The organism is Candidatus Aquicultor secundus, assembly GCF_002791875.1.
Lineage (GTDB): Bacteria > Actinomycetota > Aquicultoria > Aquicultorales > Aquicultoraceae > Aquicultor_A > Aquicultor_A secundus.
Genome location: NZ_PFNG01000251.1, coordinates 13,266 through 15,888 on the forward strand (window position 1 = coordinate 13,266; position 2,623 = coordinate 15,888).

Annotated in this window: 3 protein-coding genes; 1 reads left to right on the top strand and 2 read right to left on the bottom strand. The window is 51.9% G+C overall.

Annotation, left to right across the window (positions count from 1 at the left end):
* Positions 1 to 276 (top strand): SRPBCC family protein (locus COY37_RS10735; protein WP_286977552.1); only part of this gene is annotated, 276 nt, incomplete at its 5' end.
* 17 nt (positions 277 to 293) lie between these two features.
* Here COY37_RS10735 and ade read toward each other — a convergent pair.
* Together ade and dut are read right to left on the bottom strand one after the other, a co-directional pair.
* The gene (ade, locus tag COY37_RS10740; protein ID WP_286678847.1) at positions 294 to 2,018 is read right to left on the bottom strand and encodes an adenine deaminase; all 1,725 of its coding nucleotides are present in this window, start codon (positions 2,016 to 2,018) and stop codon (positions 294 to 296) included.
* 66 nt (positions 2,019 to 2,084) lie between these two features.
* Positions 2,085 to 2,516, bottom strand: coding sequence for a dUTP diphosphatase (gene dut / locus COY37_RS10745; protein WP_286678846.1), 432 nt, complete (start codon positions 2,514 to 2,516; stop codon positions 2,085 to 2,087).
* Positions 2,517 to 2,623 lie beyond the last annotated feature (107 nt).

Consider the following 2,623-nt stretch of genomic DNA (forward strand, 5'->3'; position numbering starts at 1 on the left):
TTTGAGGCGGAAGTAGATCAACTAAAACCGAATAAGCTTATCTCCTGGCACTCTGTAACGAACGTCAAGCACTTTGGTTCCGTCTACTTTGACCAAGGCAATGGCGGTACAACGGTTACTCTCCGCCTGTTGTTCGATACCGAGAATTTGGCCGACGCACTTATTGAGGACTTGGATCTGTCCCGGGGCGAATTCGAGGGAGCCCTGGAGGAAGCGTTGGCCGGCTATAAGGCCTACTGCGAGCAGATGTGGCGGGCGATTCCTTCAGTTATTTAAGGCGAGTTGGTTTCTGGCTATACAAAGAGGCTTACAACTTCTTCCATTCCTACGTCGACCAGGCCTTTATCCGTGATTTTAAGCTTAGGCACGGTTGCAAGCGTTATAAAAGAGAGCGTCATAAACGGGTCCTCGAGGTGTGTGCCTAAATCGGCCGTGGCTTTTCTAAGCTCCTTTAACCTGGTGTAGACTGTGGTGCTATCATCCTCGGACATAAGCCCCGCTATGCGAAGTTGTAAAGCTGAGAGCACTTTACCTTTATTCACAGCGACGAGTCCGCCCTGTATATCGATAATTGCGTTTACCGCAACGGCGATGTCTTCGTCGTCGACACCTACAACTACTATATTATGCGCATCGTGTGCGATACTGGAGGCGATTGCCCCTGTGCGCAACCCCATACCCTGCACCAAACCCATCGCGAGTTTAACATGGCGGCTATACCGGTTCACAACAGCGACCTTCAGCAAATCCCTGCGTTGATCGCTTACCACGCGGTCGTTTAAAGTCGGAGATGGTACGGTGATTTCCTCTGTCACTATCTCTCCTGGAATGATCTTAATAACCCTGACCTGCGCCCCCTTGGATGGCAAAGCGAAGTCATTCACGCTAACGTTGTTGGTGAAAATGCTGTGCTTAAGCGTTATCGGGGGCTCGTATTTCTCTATGTATTGCAAATCCTGGCCGACGTCGTAAATGATGACCCCGTTTTTAATAACCGTTCGTATATAGACATCGGTTAAATCCTCGAGGATCAGCATGTCGGCAATTCTGCCGGGGGCTATCGCTCCCCTGTCGTTTAATCCATAATGCTGCGACGGATTAAGGCTCACCATCTGTATGACAAGCCTCAAATCGATCCCCTTGGCAATCGCCTTGCGCACGATACTATCCAGATGGCCTTGCTCGATGAGATCGATCGGGCTCAGGTCGTCGGTAACAAGGGCCATGTTGCGTGATGTCATGTAATTAACCGCGGGCAGAAGTGTATTAAGGCTTTTAGCCACGGAACTCTCCCGGACCATCAAAAACATACCGCGGGCGATCTTCTCAAGCCCTTCTTTCAGTTCGGCGGTCTCATGGTCTGAACTTGGTCCGGCCACCAGGTAGGCGTTAAGCCTCTTTCCTTTCAACTCCGGAGCATGACCGGCGATGGGGTTGTTTGCCGCAACCAGTATTTTCTCAAGCGTAGCCGGGCGGCCTGCCATAACGCCGGCTACATCCATTACTTCCCCCAGTCCGATGAAAGCGGGGTCCGAGAGGAGCATCGCGATCTCTTCCCTGCCTATCGAGGCGCCGGTTGTCTCTATCTGGGGCAAAGTTGACGGGACGCTCGATGGCGCCATGAATAAGAAGTCAATTGGTACGGCGCGCGTGGCTTTATGCAGGTAATTGATCCCGGTCAGCCCGGCCACGTTAGCGATCTCGTGCGGATCGGCGATGGCGGTGGTGGTGCCGTGTTTGAGAAGCTCAACAGCAAGTTCTTCGGGTCTGAGCATTGATGTCTCAATGTGCATATGCCCGTCGACAAACCCGGGGACTACGATAGAGCGTTGGATATCTCGCTCGTAGCTCCCGTTATATCGGCCTATGCCCGCGATAATGCCATGGTGTATAGCGATATCCGCAGTCTCAAAAGCGCCGGTAAAGACGTTAACAATCTCTGCGTTTTTAAGCACGAACTCAGCCGGCTCGACTCCGCGCGCCACCTGAATTATTTCATAAAGCTCCTCATAGTCCATGTAGGGATTATTCCTATAAGGCGATATTTTTACACCGTTGCTTGAGCTTAACAAAAGGGGGTTGTCTTAAACGCCGGTGCTCCCGAAACCATCGGCCCCGCGCACGGTCTCATCGAGCTCGTCGACGACGCTGAATGTGACGGATTCCACCTTTTGGATAACCATCTGGGCGATTTTATCCCCCTTTCGCACCTCAAAGGGTTCGGTTTTATCGGTATTGATCAGGATAACGCCGATCTCCCCCCTGTATTTGCTGTCGATAAGCCCGGGAGTGTTTACGATACTGATGCCGTGTTTGAGGGCCAGCCCGCTTCGCGGCTGAACAAAACCACCGTAACCTGCGGGAATGGCTATACTTATACCGGTTGGGATAAGAGCCCTCTCCCCCGCCGGGATCACCTGATCGATTCTACTTCTTAAATCACAGCCCGCGTCACCCTCGTGGGCGTACTCGGGCGCCGGCATACCCTTATCGAGCATCTTTATATTGATATGCAAGAGCGTTGCCTCCTTATGTAGTGCTTGTTGTTTGTCTCCTTAAGCATATGTTAGCAGAAAAGGTCATTCGCCGGCAGGTCTGCACCTGCCCATTACTTGGGTATTTT

Bases quoted from the DNA above. Each gene is read 5' to 3' on its own strand.
- ade (WP_286678847.1), bottom strand. From the start codon at position 2,018: ATGGACTATGAGGAGCTTTATGAAATAATTCAGGTGGCGCGCGGAGTC.